The organism is Rathayibacter sp. AY1B7 (genome assembly GCF_002932735.1).
GTDB lineage: Bacteria > Actinomycetota > Actinomycetes > Actinomycetales > Microbacteriaceae > Rathayibacter.
On sequence record NZ_PSWK01000045.1, the window covers coordinates 1 to 15,629 of the forward strand.

Below are 15,629 nucleotides of genomic sequence, written 5' to 3' on the forward strand. Positions count from 1 at the left end.
GTCGGGCGGTCCCGAAGATCCCGCGGACCACCTCGCGCAGCAGCGTCCTGCCGGCGCTCGAGCCCAGCACCTCCTCGACGACCGTCTTGTCGCGCCGGGTACGCGTTCACCGGCCCGGCCCTCGAGCTCGGCGCCCTCGTCAACGGCGACGCGCGGATCGACGTGCCCGTCCGCATTCCGCTCGGCATGCTCAACCGGCACGGCCTCGTCGTCGGCGCGACCGGCACCGGCAAGACGAAGACGCTGCAGGTCCTCGCCGAGCAGCTCTCGGCCCACGGCGTCCCCGTCTTCGCTGCGGACATCAAGGGCGACCTCTCCGGCCTCGCCACTCCGGGCACGGCGACCGACGCGCTGCTCGCCCGCACCCGCGGCATCGGCCAGGACTGGCGGGCGGAGGCGGCCCCCGCCGAGTACTTCGCGCTCGGCGGCATCGGCACCGGCGTCCCCGTCCGCGCCACCGTGACGGGATTCGGCGCGCTGCTGCTCGCGAAGGTGCTCGGCCTCAACCACACGCAGGAGTCGAGCCTCGGCCTCGTCTTCCACTACGCCGAGAGCGCCGGTCTCCCGCTCGTCGACCTGTCCGACCTCCGCGCCGTGCTCACCTACCTCGTCGGCGACGAGGGCAAGGCGGAGCTCGCCGAGCTCGGCGGGCTGTCCAAGGCGACCGCCGGCGTGATCCTCCGCGAGCTGATCGCGTTCGCCGACCAGGGCGCCGACGTGTTCTTCGGCGAGCCCGAGATCGACACGGCCGAGTTCCTCCGCCTCGCCGCCGGCGGGCGCGGCGTCGTCAGCCTCCTCGAGGTCCCCGGAGTCGCCGACCGACCGGCTCTGTTCTCCACCTTCCTGATGTGGCTGCTCGCCGACCTCTTCAACGACCTGCCGGAGGTCGGCGACCTCGACAAGCCGAAGCTGGTGTTCTTCTTCGACGAGGCGCACCTGCTCTTCCGCGACGCGTCGAAGGACTTCCTCGCCGCGATCACCCAGACCGTGCGCCTCATCCGCTCCAAGGGCGTCGGCATCGTCTTCGTCACGCAGACCCCGAAGGACGTGCCCGGCGACGTCCTCGCCCAGCTCGGCTCCCGCGTGCAGCACCAGCTCCGCGCGCACACGCCGGACGATGCCAAGGCCCTCCGCGCCACCGTCTCGACCTACCCCGAGAGCGACTACGACCTCGGCGAGGTCCTCCAGGCGCTCCCCATCGGCGAGGCGATCGTGACGGTCATGAACGAGCGCGGCGCCCCGACCCCGGTCGCCTGGACGCGTCTCCGCGCCCCGCTCGGCTCGATGAAGCCCACCCCCGAGGCCGACCGCGAGGCGAGCGTCCAGAGGTCCCCGCTCCTCGCGCGCTACGGCACGCCCCTCGACCGCGACTCCGCCCGCGAGATCCTCACCCGCCGGCTCGACGCCGCCGCCGACGCCGAGGAGGCCCGCGCCGCCGCCGAGCAGCAGGCCGCCGACGACGCCCGCCGCGCGAAGGAGGACGCGCGTCGCGCCAAGGAGGAGACCGCGGACGCCGCCCGCCGCGCGAAGGAGCGGGCCGCCGCCGAGCGCGCCGCCGACCAGGCCGCCGAGCGCTCCCGACGGCGCACGGCACCGACCTCCCGCGGGACCCGCACCACCCGCCGCGACAAGACGGTCGTCGAGGAGGTGCTGGGCTCGAGCGCCGGCAGGACGCTGCTGCGCGAGGTGGTCCGCGGGATCTTCGGGACCGCCCGACGGCGCTGACGCGACCCGGGCCGCTCGGGGAGACGAGGCGCTAACGGGAGCGTGTTAGCGTCGGTAGCATGAGTGAGAGCGGGACGACGCGGGAGCGGATCCTCCGAGCGACGGTCGAGCTGCTGGCGGACGGCGGGCGGGACGCGGTGTCGACGCGGGCGATCAGCGCGGCGGCGGGGGTGCAGGCCCCCACGATCTACCGGACGTTCGGCGACCTGCGCGGGCTGCTCGACTCGGCCGCCGCAGCCGGATTCGCCACGGCCCTCGCCGACTTCGAGCGGAGCGAGGCGCCGGCCGACCCGGTCGACGCGCTCCGTGCCGCCTGGGATCACCACGTCGCCTTCGGACTCGCCGAACCGCACCTCTACGCGCTGATGTTCACCGCACGGCCGGGGGAGGAGTCGGAGGCGGCGCGCCTGTCCCGGGGCGTCCTCCTCGACGCGGTCCGGGCCGTCGCCGAAGCCGGCCGCCTCACCGTCGACGTCGAGCGTGCCTCCCGCCTGCTCCAGTCGGCCGCGCTCGGCTGCACCCTCACGCTGACCGCCCTCGCCGACCCCGACGACGAGCTCTCGTCCCGCTCGCGCGAGTCCGTCCTCGCGGCGATCACCACAGCGGAGGCGGGCCCCACCGATCCCGCCGCCCGTGCGGTCGTCGCGCACGCCGTCGCCCTGCGGACCGCGCTGCCGCAGATCGAGCCCCTCAGCGCGGGGGAGCGGCTCCTGCTCGACGAATGGCTCGAGCGCATCGCCGACTGACGGTCGGCGTCGCCGGAGGGTCCGTATCGCCGCCCTGTCGTCCGCGTCGTCGTAATACGGATGGCGACGGGCACGATCCGGGACCGGCACCTACGGTCGGACCATGTCGCGATCCATAGCCGAACTCTTCTTCCGCCCCGTCTGCTCGGCCCCGCTCGTCGCCCGTCGTGGCGCGTTCTGCTCCGACTCCTGCGCGCGGACGAACCACCTCTACGGCTGATCTCCCGCAATCGGCGCGAGGTCGTCGGCTACGGCTGCGTGTGCGCCGGCGGCGCGAACCCGGCGTTGCGTGAGCGCGCCGCTCCGATGGACGCCTGCACCGGTCGACCGGGCCTCGACGATCGCCCGCACCGGTTAAACAAAACGGTGCCCGTGCTGGCGAGAGCAACGGACACCGTTCGCGGAGGATGGGGGATTCGAACCCCCGAGGGCTTTCACCCAACACGCTTTCCAAGCGTGCGCCATAGGCCACTAGGCGAATCCTCCTGGCACGACCTGAGCCGCGACTCATCGATACTAGCCGGTGTCGGAGGCTCCCGCTGACCACGACCCCGACACGCCCCGCTCTCCTCGGCCGCCGTCGTCGGTTAGACTGTCACCCGGCTCCCCGCGTGGCGCCATCCAGGCCAACTCCCCCAGGGCGGAAACGCAGCAAGGGTAACCGGGCTCTGGCGGGTGCGCGGGGGGTCTTCTTCCGTTAACCGGCCCGCCTGCTCCGCCGATGGACCGCCGCACAGCCGCTACGAGGCCCTACCGACTGCGGACGCTCCTCCACAGCCGCGCGCCATGCACGCCCTCCCATCCCTGGCCTCTACTCAGCCAGGCGGAGGGACCCCCTCGGTAGGCTGGATCCGATGGTTCAGAGCATCTACATCTCGTCCGCCGAAGGTCATTCGGGCAAGTCCACGGTCGCCCTCGGCGTCCTCGATGCGCTCAGCAGCCAGGTGCAGCGGGTCGGCGTCTTCCGCCCGATCGCCCGCTCCACCTCCGAGCCGGACTACGTGCTCGAGATGCTGCTCGGCCACTCCGACTCGGGCCTCGCCTACGAGGACTGCATCGGCGTCACCTACGAGGACGTCCACGCCGACGGCGAGGCGGCGCTCTCGCGGATCGTCGAGCGGTACAAGGGCGTCGAGGCCCGGTGCGACGCCGTCGTCATCCTCGGCTCCGACTACACGGACGTCGGCAGCCCCACCGAGCTCGGCTACAACGCCCGCATCGCCGCCAACCTCGGTGCCCCGGTCCTGCTCGTCCTCACCGGCCGGGACTCGTCCCGCAGCGAGCAGCTGGGCCAGGCTCCCGCGCGCACGCCGGAGGAGATGCGCCAGATCACGGAGCTCGCCTCGGTCGAGCTGCGCACGGCCCACGCGAGCCTCATCGGAGTGATCGCGAACCGCGCCGATCCCGACACCGCCGCCGACGCCGTCGCCGCGATCCGCGAGAGCATCCCCGCCACCGTCCCGGTCTGGGCGATCCGCGAGGATCCGTTCCTCGTCGCTCCGAGCCTGTCCCGCCTGGTCGAGGCGGTCGACGGCGTCGTCGTCGCGGGCGATCCGGAGCTGCTCGGCCGCGAGGCGCTCGGCGTGGTGATCGCCGGCATGTCGATGGTGAACGTCCTGCCGCGGCTCACCGAGGGCGGCGTCGTGATCGTCCCCGGCGACCGGCCCGAGGTCGTCCTCGCCGTGATCATGGCGTACGCCTCCGGCACGTTCCCCACGGTCACCGGCATCATCCTCAACGGCGGCTTCGAGCTGCCGGAGCCGATCGTCCGGCTGATCGAGGGCGTCGACAGCCGCGTGCCGATCGTGATGACCGAGCTCGGCACCTACGACACCGCCGTCCGCGTCACCGCGGCCCGCGGCCGCCTGGCGGCCGACTCCCCGCGCAAGCGCGACACCTCCCTCGCCCTCTTCCAGGAGGCGGTCGACGCGGTCGAGCTGCTCACCCTCCTCGACGTCGGCCGGTCCGAGGTCGTCACGCCGCTGATGTTCGAGTACGGGCTGATCGAGCGCGCGCGCATCGCCGACCGCCACATCGTCCTGCCCGAGGGCGGCGACGACCGGATCCTCCGTGCCGCCGCGACCGTGCTCAAGCGCGGCATCGCCCGGCTCACGATCCTCGGCGAGGAGGCCGAGATCCGCGCCCGTGCGGCGGGCCTCGGCCTCGACCTCGACGGCGCGCGCGTGCTGAGCACCCTCGACCCCGAGCACCGCGCGCGCTTCGCCGAGGAGTACGCCCGCATCCGCGCGCACAAGGGCATCACCTACGACCACGCCTACGACACCGTCACGGACGTCTCCTACTTCGGCACGATGATGGTGCAGCTCGGCCTGGCCGACGGGATGGTCTCGGGAGCCGCGCACACGACCGCGCACACCATCCGCCCCGGCTTCGAGATCATCAAGACGAGCCCGGGCGTCTCCGTCGTCTCGAGCGTGTTCCTGATGGCGCTCGCCGACCGCGTGCTGGTCTACGGCGACTGCGCGGTGAACCCCGACCCCACCGAGGCGCAGCTCGCCGACATCGCGATCTCGTCCGCCGAGACCGCCCAGCAGTTCGGGATCGACCCCCGCATCGCGATGCTCTCCTACTCCACCGGCGAGAGCGGAGCCGGCGCCGACGTCGAGAAGGTCCGCGCGGCGACGGCTCTGGTGCGTGAGCGCCGGCCCGACCTGCTCGTCGAGGGCCCGATCCAGTACGACGCGGCGGCCGACGCGGCGGTCGCGGCCTCGAAGATGCCCGGCTCCCAGGTCGCCGGGCGCGCGACGGTGTTCATCTTCCCCGACCTCAACACGGGCAACAACACCTACAAGGCCGTGCAGCGCTCGGCCGGCGCCGTCGCCATCGGACCGGTCCTCCAGGGTCTGCGCAAGCCGGTCAACGACCTCTCGCGCGGCGCGCTCGTGCAGGACATCGTCAACACCGTCGCGATCACGGCCATCCAGGCCGCCACCCAGGCCATCGTCCCGCCCACCGCCGCCATCCCCGTGGTGCGCTAGGGGCGACCCCGCCGCCGCCCCTCCCGACCCCGATCACCCCAGGAGTCCCCTCATGTCCGTCGTCCTCGTCGTCAACAGCGGATCGTCGTCGTTCAAGTACCAGCTCATCGAGATGACCACCGAGGAGACGCTCGCCAGCGGCCTCGTCGAGCGGATCGGCGAGGACACCGGCCGCACGAAGCACACCCGCGACGGGGAGTCGTTCGAGATCGAGGGGCCGATCCCCGACCACACCGCCGGCTTCGACGCGATGATCCGCGCGTTCGGCGAGCACGGCCCGAGCCTCGACGAGTTCCCTCCCGTCGCCGTGGGCCACCGCGTCGTGCACGGCGGCAAGCGCTTCTTCGAGCCCACCGTCGTCACCGACCTGGTCAAGATCAACATCGAGGACCTCGCCGACCTCGCCCCGCTGCACAACCCCGCCAACCTCGAGGGCATCGAGGCGGCGCAGAAGGCCTTCCCGGACGTTCCGCACGTCGCCGTCTTCGACACCGCCTTCCACCACACGATCCCGGCCGAGGCGTCGACCTACGCGCTGCCCGCCGAACTCGCCGAGAAGCACCGCGTCCGCCGCTACGGCTTCCACGGCACCTCGCACAAGTTCGTCTCGGAGGCCGCCGCCGCCTACCTCGGCCGCCGCCGCTCCGACCTGAAGACGATCGTCCTGCACCTGGGCAACGGAGCGTCCGCCTGCGCCGTCGACGGCGGCGTCTCCGTCGAGACCTCGATGGGCATGACCCCGCTCGAGGGCCTGGTGATGGGCACCCGCTCCGGCGACCTCGACCCGGCCGTCGTCTTCCACCTGGCCCGCAAGGCGGGCCTCTCGATCGACGAGCTCGACACCCTCCTCAACCGCCGAAGCGGCCTCCTCGGCCTCACGGGTCGCGGCGACATGCGCGACGTCCAGGAGGCGGCCGAGGCCGGCGACGAGCAGGCCCGCGCCGGGCTCGAGGTCTACTACCACCGCCTCCGCCACTACATCGGGGCCTTCTACGCCCAGCTGGGCCGCGTCGACGCCGTGGTGTTCACGGCGGGAGTCGGCGAGAACGTCGCCGCCGTCCGCGCCGGCGCCCTCCGCGGCCTCGAGGGCCTGGGCATCGAGCTCGACCCCGAGCGCAACACGTCCTCCGACCGCGGCGCCCGCCGCATCTCCACCGACGACTCCCGCGTCGCCGTCCTCGTCATCCCCACGAACGAGGAGCTGGAGATCGCCCGGCAGAGCTTGTCGGTCGTGTAGCGGCGGAGCCGCGACACGACTCGCGGCCGGCTTCCAGGGGTGGTGGCTCCCGTGGAGCGGGTCTTGTCGGGCTGCCCTGAATCGCTCGCACGCGATTCCGGGTCGCGGCCCTCTTCCGAATACTCGGGCCCTGCTGCTGGTCGAGTAGCCGCGGGACGCGGCGTATCGAGTCCCACCGAGCGCGAGGGAGGAGATCTCGATGCGGCCGCTGTGCGGGCTGCTCCATCGGCAGGAGCCGGCTGAGGAGCCCCGGCTCAGGGCAGCAGGCGCGCGTCGCCCGCGTAGAGGTTGAAGCCGGAGCCGCGGCTGAAGCCGATCAGGGTGAGGCCGGAGTCGCGAGCCAGGTCCACCGCCAGCGACGACGGGGCACCGACCGCGGCGAGCAGGGGGATGCCGGCCATCACGGCCTTCTGCACCAGCTCGAACGAGGCGCGCCCCGACACCTGCAGCAGCGTCCCCCGCAATGGCAGCCGCCCCTCCCGGAGCCCCCAGCCGACCACCTTGTCCACGGCGTTGTGCCGCCCGACGTCCTCCCGGAGCACCAGCAGCGAGCCGTCCGCGTCGAACAGCCCGGCCGCGTGGACGCCGCCCGTCCGCTCGAACACCGCCTGCGCCTCGCGGAGCCGATCGGGGAGCGAGACCAGCAGCTCCCGCTCGACCCGCAGGTCGTCCTCCGCGACGCTCCACGCCGAGTCGGTGGCGACCGCCTCGAGCGACGCGAGCCCGCACACTCCGCACGAGCTCGTCGTATAGACCGACCGCTCGCGCTCGAGCAGCACGGCCTCCCGCCCGCCGCGGACGCTCGCGTCGACCACGTTGTACGTGTTCTCGCCCGGACCGGAGCCGCTCGCGCAGTAGCGCATCGCCGCCAGCTGCTCCGGCTCGGTGAGCACCCCCTCGGACACCAGGAATCCCGCGACCAGGTCGAAGTCGTCGCCGGGTGTGCGCATGGTCACGCTGAAGCGCCGTCCGCCGACGCGGATCTCGAGCGGCTCCTCGACGGCCAGGACGTCCTCGCGGCGTCGGGGCGGATCGCCGGCGCGGACGGCGGTCAGGCGGGTGCGGGCGACACTGCGGCTCATGGGTCTCCTCAGGCGGTGGAGGTCATCCTCCCACCGGGAACCGGGAGCGATGCCGGGGTGCGGACGTACGATGCAGGAATGGTCGATGACGCCGAGCCCCGCGAGAGTCCGATCGACGAGAGCCGCCTCTCCGTCCGGTCGCCGAAGAGACGCGCCGTCGGGATCCCCGGCGTCGCCCACGCCCTCGAGATCTCGCTCAAGCAGATGGGCCCGGTGCGCAGCGCCGAGACGCTCCTGCGGGTGAACCAGAAGACCGGCTTCGACTGCCCGGGCTGTGCCTGGCCGGAGGGCGACAAGCGCCACGTCGCCGAGTTCTGCGAGAACGGAGCGAAGGCGGTCGCCGAGGAGGCCACGCTCCGCACCGTCACATCGGCCTTCTTCGCCGCGCACCCCGTCGCGGAGCTGGAGGAGTGGGACGACTTCGCGCTCGGTCAGCAGGGCCGGCTCACGGAGCCGATGCTGCTCGAGGAGGGCGCGACGCACTACCGGCCCGTGGGCTGGGACGAGGCGCTCGACCTCGTGGCCGAGGAGCTGCGCGCCTGCGCGAGCCCCGACGAGGCGATCTTCTACACGTCCGGCCGGACCTCGAACGAATCGGCCTTCGTCTACCAGCTGATGGTCCGCGGCTTCGGCACGAACAACCTGCCCGACTGCTCGAACATGTGCCACGAGTCCAGCGGCTCCGCCCTCACCGAGACGATCGGGATCGGCAAGGGCTCGGTGAGCCTGCGCGACGTGGAGCGGGCACCGCTGATCATCGTCGCCGGCCAGAACCCCGGCACGAACCACCCGCGGATGCTGACCGCGCTGGAGCGCGCCAAGCGCGCCGGCGGCACCATCGTGGCCGTGAATCCGCTGCCGGAGGCGGGGCTGCTCCGCTTCCAGAACCCGCAGACCGTCCGCGGCACCCTGGGCGACGGCACGGCCCTCGCCGACCACTTCCTCCAGGTCCGGCTGGGCGGCGACCAGGCCCTGTTCCAGGGTCTGGGCAAGGCGCTGCTCGAGGCGGAGGAGGCGCGCGGCGACGTCTTCGACCACGCCTTCATCCGCGAGAGCACCGGCGGCCTCTCCGAGTACCTCCACGGGCTGCGAGAGGTCCAGTGGGACGAGATCGAGCGGGCGAGCGGGATCGACGAGACGCGCATCCGCACCGTCGCCGAGCTGATCGCGGCGTCCGAGGGCACCGTCGTCTGCTGGGCGATGGGCCTCACGCAGCACGCGCACTCGGTCGCGACGCTCAAGGACGTCGTCAACGTGCTCCTGCTCACCGGCAACATCGGCAAGCCCGGCGCGGGCGTCTGCCCGGTGCGCGGCCACTCGAACGTGCAGGGCGACCGCACGATGGGCATCTTCGAGCGGATGCCGGACTCCTTCCACGACGCGCTCGATCGCGAGTTCTCCTTCTCCTCCCCCCGCGTGCACGGGACGGACACGGTCGCCGCGATCCGGGCGATGCGCGACGGGAAGGCCTGCGTGTTCATGGGGCTCGGCGGCAACTTCGCCCGCGCGACGCCCGACAGCGGAGTGACGGAGGCGGCGATGCGCTCGCTCGCCCTCACCGTGCACGTCTCGACCAAGCTCAACCGCTCGCACGTGGTCACCGGCCGGCGCGCGCTGATCCTGCCCACCCTCGGCCGCACCGACTCCGACGTGCAGCGCTCGGGCGAGCAGCGGGTCACGGTCGAGGACTCGATGAGCGCCGTGCACGCCTCCCGGGGCCGCCTGCGCCCGCCGAGCCCGGGCCTGCGCTCGGAGGTGGCGATCCTCACGGGGATCGCGGAGCGGCTGCTCGAGGGCCGCGAGAACGTTCCCCGGGTCGACTGGGCGGGACTGCGCGACGACTACCGCCGCATCCGCTCGCACATCGCCAACGTCGTCCCCGGCTTCGACGGCTTCGAAGCCCGGATCGACGTGCCCGGCGGCTTCGTCCTCCCGCACCCGCCGCGCGACGCGCGCCGCTTCGACACGCCCTCCGGTCTGGCCCGCTTCACCGCGAATCCGCTCGAGTACCCGCGGGTGCCGGAGGGCAGGCTGCTGCTGCAGACGCTGCGCTCGCACGACCAGTTCAACACCACGATCTACGGCAAGGACGACCGCTACCGCGGGATCCACGACGGCCGCCGGGTGGTGTTCGTCCACGCCGACGACGTCGCCGAGCTGGGCTTCGCGGACGGCGCGATGGTCGACCTGGTCTCGGAGTGGCCCGACGGCGTCGAGCGGCGGGCGGAGGCGTTCCGCGTCGTGGCGTACGACACGCCCCGCGGCTGCGCGGCCGCCTACTACCCCGAGACGAACGTCCTCGTACCGCTGGACTCGACCGCGAAGATCAGCAACACGCCGACCTCGAAGTCGGTCGTGATCCGCCTCGAACCGGCGGCGTAGGCCTCACCAGGGCAGCGGCAGCAGGCGCACCGAGTCGCCTGCTGCCGCTCCCGGTGCGGGCACGACGGCCACGGCCTCCGAGGCGGCGAGACCGGTGAGCATGTGCGAGCGGATGCCGGCGGAGGCCCGCCAGCCGTCCTCGCCGGAGGAGACGGGCACGAGCACCGTGGTCCCCGCGCGCCCGAGCGGCTCGGCGAGGACGCCCCGGCCGAGGGGCCGGGCAGCGGCGCCGGACGCCTCGTCGAGGGCCGGCGGCAGGAAGGAGACCGCCGCGAGCAGGGCGGCGAGCGGGTTGCCCGGCAGCGCGATCACCAGCGTCCCGCCCGGCAGCAGCGCAGCCATGGTCGGGTGGCCGGGGCGCATTCCGACGCCGTCGACGAGGACGCGCGCGCCCACCGCATCGAGGGCGCGACGGACCGCGTCCACCCGGGAGCGCCCGGTCCCGCCCGTCGTGAGGAGGATCGGCGCCGTGCCCGCCAGCAGCGTCCGTGCGATCGCCTCCTCGTCGTCGCCGCGGCGCACGACCTCTCCCACGGCTCCGCCCGAGAGCTCGACCAGCGCGGGCAGCAGCGGCGTGAACGCGTCGCGCACCCGTCCGGCGGGCGGCATCCCCTCGGTGTCGACCTCGTCCCCCGTGAGGAGCAGGTCGACCGCGGCGGGCGGGCGGACGTCGAGCGCGTCGACCCCGGCGACCGCGAGCAGGGCGAGGTGCGCGGGAGTGAGGCGGGTCCGGGCATCGACCAGCACGGCTCCGCGGGCGGCCTCGTCGCCCGCGCGCCGGACGTGGCGGCCGGGCGGGAGGGGCGCCCGCGCCGTGAGCAGGTCGTCGCGGACCGCGCCCTGCTCGGACGGCAGCACCGCGTCGCTCCAGTCGGGGACGGCGGCTCCGGTGACGATCGGAGCGGCGGTGCCGTCCTCGAGCGGCCAGGGCCCGGGTCCGCGCACGGCCCAGCCGTCCATGGCGGAGGAGTCGTAGTGGGGGAGCGGCCGGGCGGCGGTGACGGCGCGGTCGAGGACGGCCCCGCGGGCGTCGAGGAGGGGGACGGTCGAGACGCCGGAGCGCGCCACCGCTTCGCCGACGATCCGCCTGGCCTCGTCCCAGTCGGTCGCCTCGTGCCCGTGCGCGCTCATCCCGTCCATTCTCCCGGGGCTCGGGGCGGGCCCTGGGCAGGACCCGCCCCGTCGGTCATCCCAGGTAGCCGTTCGGGTTCAGCACGAACTTCTTCGCGGCGCCCTTGTCGAAGTCGGCGTAGCCGCGGGGAGCGTCGTCCAGGCTGATCGCGGTGGCCTGGACCGCGTCGGCGATGTGGACCCGGTCGTGCAGGATCGCCATCATCAGCTGCCGGTTGTACTTCATGACCGGGCACTGGCCCGTGGTGAAGGACAGCGACTTCGCCCAGCCGAGCCCGAGGCGGATCGACAGCGAGCCCTCCTGGGCCGCCTCGTCGACTCCGCCCGGGTCGCCCGTGACGTAGAGGCCCGGGATGCCGAGGGCGCCGCCCGCCGCGGTGATCGACATCAGCGAGTTCAGCACCGTCGCCGGCGCCTCCTTCCCCGAGTCGGCGCCGTTGCCGTGCGCCTCGAAGCCGACGGCGTCCACTCCGCAGTCGACCTCGGGCACGCCGAGGATCTGCTCGATCTGGCCGGCCGGATCGCCCTTCGAGACGTCGACCGTCTCGCAGCCGAAGGAGCGCGCCTGCGCCAGACGCTCCTCGTTGAGGTCCGCGACGATCACGACGGCCGCTCCGAGCAGCTGCGCTCCGACCGCCGCGGCGAGTCCGACCGGTCCCGCTCCTGCGACGTAGACCGTGGAGCCGACGCCGACCCCGGCGGTCACCGCGCCGTGGAAGCCCGTCGGGAAGATGTCCGAGAGCATCGTCAGATCGAGGATCTTCTCGAGCGCCTGATCGCGGTCCGGGAACACCAGGAGGTTCCAGTCGGCGTAGGGGACCATCACGTACTCGGCCTGCCCGCCGACCCAGCCGCCCATGTCGACGTAGCCGTACGCGCTGCCCGGGCGGTCCGGATTCACGTTGAGGCAGATGCCGGTCTTGCGCTCCTTGCAGTTGCGGCAGCGGCCGCAGGCGATGTTGAACGGCACGGACACGATGTCGCCGACCTTGACGAACTCGACGTCGGGGCCGACCTCCACGACCTCGCCGGTGATCTCGTGGCCGAGCACGAGGTCCGACGGAGCGGTGGTGCGGCCGCGGACCATGTGCTGGTCCGAGCCGCAGATGTTGGTGGAGACGGTGCGGAGGATGGCGCCGTGCGGCAGCTTCCGCCCGATGTTCGCCGGATTGACGCCGGGTCCGTCCTTCAGCTCGAAGGTGGGGTAGTCGATGTCGATGACCTCGACGACTCCGGGGGACTTGTAGGCGACGGCTCTGTTGCCTGACATGCGGGGCTCCTTCAGATGGACGACCGCGGCGCAGTCGGCCGCGGGAGTCCTGCGCCGCTCTCGGTCCGAGCCGCGGCGCCGGGACTCGGGGGAACCGTACGGCGTCGACCTGGTGCCGGATCGAGGCCGGTGGAGTAGCGTCTCAGGAGGCGTGCGGACGCTCGTCCACAGCCCGGTGCGAGGCCGCGAGCGCCGCGTCGAGCGCGTCCCGTCCGCCCCCGGCCAGGCCCGCCGCGTAGCCCGCGAGGAACGTGGTCAGCGGAGCCGCCGGCCGGACCACTCCGTGCGCTGCGCGACCGGCGAGGGCGAGCAGGGCGTCCGGGTCCACCGGGACCTCGCCGAGGCCGAGCGCGGAGCACAGCTCGGCCCACCAGCCGGCGAGCACCTCCTCGGTGGGGCGGGCGCCGTCGGAGGCGGAGGGGCGGGGGCCGGTCGTGTCGTCCATCCGCTCAGTCTGCGCCGCGCGGGCCCGGCAGGTCGATCCCGTGCCGGAGCGCGTCGGCGGGCGCGTCGACGTCGTCGGTCGTCCCTCCGGGCACCGTCACGAGCCGCGGGGGAAGGTCCCGGAGGAGGGCGCGCACCGAAGCGCCGTCGGGATCGCCGAGCGCGGTGAGCGCTTCGTCGAGGGCCGCTCGCCGGTGCACGCCGAGGAGCTGCTGGGCTCGGCCGCTCGCGTCGACGGCCAGGAGGGAGGCCTCGACGGCGTTCGACGCGACCTCGAGCAGGGTGTGCACGGCGGAAGCGGGGGCGACGAGATCGGCGGCGAGAACGACGACCCAGTCCGGAGCGCCCGGGCGGTCGAGCAGGGGCAGCGCGGCGGCCAGGCCCGCGACCGGGCCGCCGAACGGCGGATCCTCCTGGACGAGCTCGGCGCCGTCGACGGCCGGTGCGAGCGACGACGGTCCGGCCACGATCCTCCGCTCGGCTCCGCGCACGGCTGCGAGGGCGGTGCCGAGGAGCGTCGACTCGCGGTGCCGGAGGAGCGGCTTGACCGCGCCGCCGAGGCGGGAAGCGCGTCCGCCGGCGAGCACGACCGCGTCGAAGCGGGGGAGCGGAGGCGGCGGGAGCACGGGACCGAGGCTACGCGCGCTCGGAGGTCCGCCGTCCCGGCTCCGGTGTCGGAGGTCGCGGCTACTCTTGTCGGGTGGTAGCAGCCCTGTATCGCCGGTACCGGCCCGAGACGTTCGCCGAGATGATCGGCCAGTCCCAGGTGACGGATCCGCTCATGACGGCGCTCCGCACCAACCGCGTCAACCACGCCTACCTCTTCAGCGGCCCCCGCGGCTGCGGCAAGACCACCTCGGCGCGCATCCTCGCCCGCTGCCTCAACTGCGCGACGGGCCCGACCGACACCCCCTGCGGCGTCTGCGACAGCTGCGTCGAGCTCAGTCGCGAGGGCCAGGGCTCGCTCGACGTGGTCGAGATCGACGCGGCGAGCCACAACGGAGTCGACGACGCGCGCGATCTGCGCGAGCGCGCCATCTTCGCCCCGGCGCGCGACCGCTTCAAGATCTTCATCCTCGACGAGGCGCACATGGTCACGCCGCAGGGCTTCAACGCGCTGCTCAAGATCGTGGAGGAGCCGCCGGAGCACGTGAAGTTCATCTTCGCGACCACGGAGCCGGACAAGGTCATCGGCACGATCCGCTCGCGCACGCACCACTACCCGTTCCGGCTCGTCCCGCCGGCGCAGATGCTCGACTACACGCAGGAGCTCTGCGAGCGCGAGGGCGTGCACGTGGCGGCCGGCGTGCTGCCGCTCGTGGTCCGCGCGGGCGGCGGGTCCGTCCGCGACACGCTCTCCCTGCTCGACCAGCTGATGGCCGGCTCCGAGGCCGAGACCGTCGAGTACGAGCGGGCCGTCGCCCTCCTCGGCTACACCCACGGCGCCCTGCTCGACGAGGTGGTCGACGCGCTCGCCGAGCACGACTCCGCCGAGGCGTTCGGAGCGGTCGACCGCGTCATCCAGACGGGGCAGGACCCGCGCCGCTTCGTCGAGGACCTGCTCGAGAAGCTCCGCGACCTGATCGTCGTCGCCGCGACCGGGGGCGCGGCCTCGGCCGTGCTCCGCGGCGTCTCGCAGGACGAGCTCGACCGCATGGCCGGCCAGTCGCGCGCGCTCGGCCTGGCCGAGCTCTCCCGCATCGCCGACGTGGTCAACCAGGCCCTCACCGAGATGACCGGTGCGACCTCGCCGCGCCTGCACCTCGAGCTGATGATCGCCCGCACCCTGGTGCACGGCACCGGCGCCGGCATCGCGCCCGCTGCTGCCCAGGAGGAGCGCCCGCGGCACGTGGCCGCGCCGCGCGAGTCCGCGGCGCCCGCCCCGCGGTCGTCCGAGGCGTCGCGCGCGTCCGAGCCGTCCCGTGCGCCCGAGCCCCACCACGCCTCGCACGCCGCCGCTCCCGGCTCGGTGCCCGAGTCCATCGCGGCCGCTCCTCGCACCGAGGCGCCGGTGACGGCGTCCGAACCGGTCGCTGCGCCGCCGGTGAAGGGGCCCGACGAGACGGCGGCCGCGCCGGAGGCGGACGAGTCCGCGCCGGCCGAGTCAGGACGCCCCCGCGCGACGACCGCCGCGGCGGCTCGTCCGGAGCCGGACGAGCAGGAGCCGTCGGATCAGGCCGCTGCGTCCCCTGAGGCGGCCCCAGCCTCGGCGCCCGCTGCCTCCGCACCCGCTGCGGCCGCGGGCGACGCACCCGCCGACGGCGCGGTCACCCTCCAGCGGGTGAAGGACACCTGGCCCGAGATCCTCGAGGTCGTGCAGAAGGCGAAGATGACCGCCTGGCTGGTGGCCTACACCGCCCAGGTGCGCGCCCTCAAGGACGACGTGCTGACCCTCTCGTTCCCGAGCCAGAACGACGTCGAGTCGTTCAAGATGCCGGGAACCGCCGGGCAGCCCGGAGTCAGCGAGTACCTGCGTCAGGCGATCCAGCAGGTCCTCGGCCTGCGGGTGAAGTACATCGCCCGCGTCGAGCCTCGCGCTGCCGCCCCGGAGGCCGAGCGCGCCGCCGTCGAGGCGACCGCCGCGCCCGCCCCGGCTGCGCCGATCCCGGCCGC

11 protein-coding genes, 1 tRNA gene and 1 other RNA gene are annotated in these 15,629 nt (G+C 73.5%); 7 read left to right on the plus strand and 6 right to left on the minus strand.

Annotated features, from left to right (window positions below; all coding sequences use genetic code 11):
* On the plus strand, positions 1–1,725 hold a 1,725-nt coding region (locus tag C5C95_RS16200; RefSeq protein WP_219814774.1), incomplete at its 5' end, for a helicase HerA-like domain-containing protein.
* 59 nt (positions 1,726–1,784) lie between these two features.
* Complete coding sequence (locus tag C5C95_RS16205) at positions 1,785–2,471, plus strand: TetR/AcrR family transcriptional regulator (protein ID WP_104227474.1); 687 nt, start codon at positions 1,785–1,787, stop codon at positions 2,469–2,471.
* A gap of 401 nt (positions 2,472–2,872) precedes the next feature.
* On the opposite strand, the gene C5C95_RS16210 is transcribed toward C5C95_RS16205, so the two are convergent.
* Positions 2,873–2,957: transfer RNA gene (locus C5C95_RS16210), tRNA-Ser, on the minus strand.
* A gap of 112 nt (positions 2,958–3,069) precedes the next feature.
* On the opposite strand from C5C95_RS16210, the gene ffs reads away from it, so the two are divergent.
* The 3 genes from ffs to C5C95_RS16225 all read left to right on the plus strand — a co-directional run bounded on the left by ffs (position 3,070) and on the right by C5C95_RS16225 (position 6,707).
* Positions 3,070–3,166: signal recognition particle sRNA small type (ffs, locus tag C5C95_RS16215), an RNA gene on the plus strand.
* Positions 3,167–3,325: 159 nt separating this feature from the next.
* On the plus strand, positions 3,326–5,470 hold the full coding sequence (pta, locus tag C5C95_RS16220; RefSeq protein ID WP_104227473.1) for a phosphate acetyltransferase: 2,145 nt from the start codon (positions 3,326–3,328) through the stop codon (positions 5,468–5,470).
* Positions 5,471–5,522: 52 nt separating this feature from the next.
* Positions 5,523–6,707 carry an acetate/propionate family kinase gene (locus tag C5C95_RS16225; RefSeq protein WP_104227458.1) on the plus strand — a complete coding sequence of 395 codons (1,185 nt, stop codon included), beginning with the start codon at positions 5,523–5,525 and terminating at the stop codon, positions 6,705–6,707.
* 254 nt (positions 6,708–6,961) lie between these two features.
* On the opposite strand, the gene fdhD is transcribed toward C5C95_RS16225, so the two are convergent.
* Positions 6,962–7,789, minus strand: a complete 828-nt coding sequence (gene fdhD / locus C5C95_RS16230; RefSeq protein ID WP_104324852.1) for a formate dehydrogenase accessory sulfurtransferase FdhD — start codon at positions 7,787–7,789, stop codon at positions 6,962–6,964.
* A gap of 78 nt (positions 7,790–7,867) precedes the next feature.
* Here fdhD and C5C95_RS16235 point away from each other — a divergent pair, with 78 nt between their 5' ends.
* The gene (locus C5C95_RS16235; RefSeq protein ID WP_104324853.1) at positions 7,868–10,171 is read left to right on the plus strand and encodes an FdhF/YdeP family oxidoreductase; all 2,304 of its coding nucleotides are present in this window, start codon (positions 7,868–7,870) and stop codon (positions 10,169–10,171) included.
* Between the two features lie 3 nt (positions 10,172–10,174).
* On the opposite strand, the gene C5C95_RS16240 is transcribed toward C5C95_RS16235, so the two are convergent.
* The 4 genes from C5C95_RS16240 to C5C95_RS16255 form a co-directional block, all read right to left on the minus strand.
* The gene (locus C5C95_RS16240) at positions 10,175–11,302 is read right to left on the minus strand and encodes a molybdopterin molybdotransferase MoeA (protein ID WP_181125741.1); all 1,128 of its coding nucleotides are present in this window, start codon (positions 11,300–11,302) and stop codon (positions 10,175–10,177) included.
* 55 nt (positions 11,303–11,357) lie between these two features.
* The gene (fdhA, locus tag C5C95_RS16245) at positions 11,358–12,572 is read right to left on the minus strand and encodes a formaldehyde dehydrogenase, glutathione-independent (protein WP_104225123.1); all 1,215 of its coding nucleotides are present in this window, start codon (positions 12,570–12,572) and stop codon (positions 11,358–11,360) included.
* Between the two features lie 142 nt (positions 12,573–12,714).
* On the minus strand, positions 12,715–13,017 hold the full coding sequence (locus C5C95_RS16250) for a DUF6457 domain-containing protein (RefSeq protein WP_219812223.1): 303 nt from the start codon (positions 13,015–13,017) through the stop codon (positions 12,715–12,717).
* A gap of 4 nt (positions 13,018–13,021) precedes the next feature.
* Complete coding sequence (locus tag C5C95_RS16255) at positions 13,022–13,642, minus strand: molybdenum cofactor guanylyltransferase (protein WP_258072686.1); 621 nt, start codon at positions 13,640–13,642, stop codon at positions 13,022–13,024.
* A gap of 74 nt (positions 13,643–13,716) precedes the next feature.
* Here C5C95_RS16255 and C5C95_RS16260 point away from each other — a divergent pair.
* A partial coding sequence (locus C5C95_RS16260) for a DNA polymerase III subunit gamma and tau (protein ID WP_104324856.1) occupies positions 13,717–15,629 on the plus strand: 1,913 nt, incomplete at its 3' end.